The sequence below is a fragment of the Rhodoplanes roseus genome (genome assembly GCF_003258865.1).
Taxonomy (GTDB): Bacteria; Pseudomonadota; Alphaproteobacteria; order Rhizobiales; family Xanthobacteraceae; genus Rhodoplanes; species Rhodoplanes roseus.
This window is the reverse complement of sequence record NZ_NPEX01000592.1, coordinates 1-1,059: the sequence shown is the minus strand read 5'-3', so window position 1 is coordinate 1,059 and position 1,059 is coordinate 1. Positions and strand designations below refer to the sequence as shown.

The 1,059-nt window shown below is 70.2% G+C and carries 1 protein-coding gene; it reads left to right on the top strand.

Annotated features, from left to right (window positions below; all coding sequences use genetic code 11):
- The first annotated feature begins 134 nt into the window (after nt 1-134).
- The gene (locus CH341_RS31465; protein ID WP_111423655.1) at nt 135-1,004 is read left to right on the top strand and encodes a branched-chain amino acid ABC transporter permease; all 870 of its coding nucleotides are present in this window, start codon (nt 135-137) and stop codon (nt 1,002-1,004) included.
- The last annotated feature ends 55 nt before the right edge of the window (nt 1,005-1,059 follow it).

Here is a 1,059-nt window from a genome sequence, read left to right as displayed (position 1 = left end):
GAGGGTAAGACCCGAACGCGTGCCGCCCGCCCGCCCCCGCGCAGGCCGGGACCGAGGGGCGACACGGCAAGAGGCCCCTGGAGTCCCGCTTGCGCGTGAACGAGCGGAGACCGGGCGAGAGGGAGAACGAGATGCTGCTCACCTCGTCGATCGTGTCCGGGCTCGGGCTCGGCAGCATGTACGGGCTGATCGCGCTCGGCTTCCACGTCACCTATGTGGTCTCCGGCACGGTCAACTTCGCGCAGGGCTCGGCCATGATGCTGGGCGCCGTGCTGGGCTACACGTTCGCGGTGAAGTACGGCTGGCCGCTGCTGCCCGCCGCCGTGGCCGCGCTCGCCTGCTGTGCGCTGTTCGGCCTGGTGATCGAGCGCATTCTGGTGCGGCCCTTCGTCGATCGCGGCTCCGGCGCCTGGCTGATGGCGACCGTGGCGGGCGGCATCGTGCTCGACAATGCCGTGCTTTTCACCTTCGGCAAGGAGCCGCGCAGCTTTCCCTCCGCGCTGGCGTCGAAGCCGGTGGAGATCCTCGGCGCCGGCGTCTATCCGCTGCAGCTCGTCATCCCGGCGGTCGGCCTCGGCATCGCCGTGCTGCTGCATGTGGTGCTGCGAAAGACGCGGCGCGGCAAGGCGCTGCTCGCGGTGGTCCAGAACCCCGACGCGGCGCGTCTGATGGGCATCGACGTGCGCCGCGTGGTCGCGGCCGCCTTCATGCTGTCCACCGCGCTCGCCGGCCTCGCCGGCCTCTTGATCGCGCCGCTCTTCAGCGTCCATTCCGAGATGGGCACGCTGTTCGGCATCAAGGCGTTCGCGGTGGCGATCCTGGGCGGCATCGGCTCGGCCTGGGGCGTCGTGCTGGCCGGCCTGATCTACGGCCTCACAGAGGCACTGGTGACCGCGTATCTGGGCTCGACCTACACCCAGATCGTCGTCTTCTCGGTGGTGATCGCCGCCCTCGCCCTGATGCCCCACGGCCTTCTGGGCCGCGCTGCCGTGAGCAAGGTGTGATGCGAACCGTCGTGATCACGTCCGCGCGCCGCCCTTCACCTCCCCCTGAATGGGG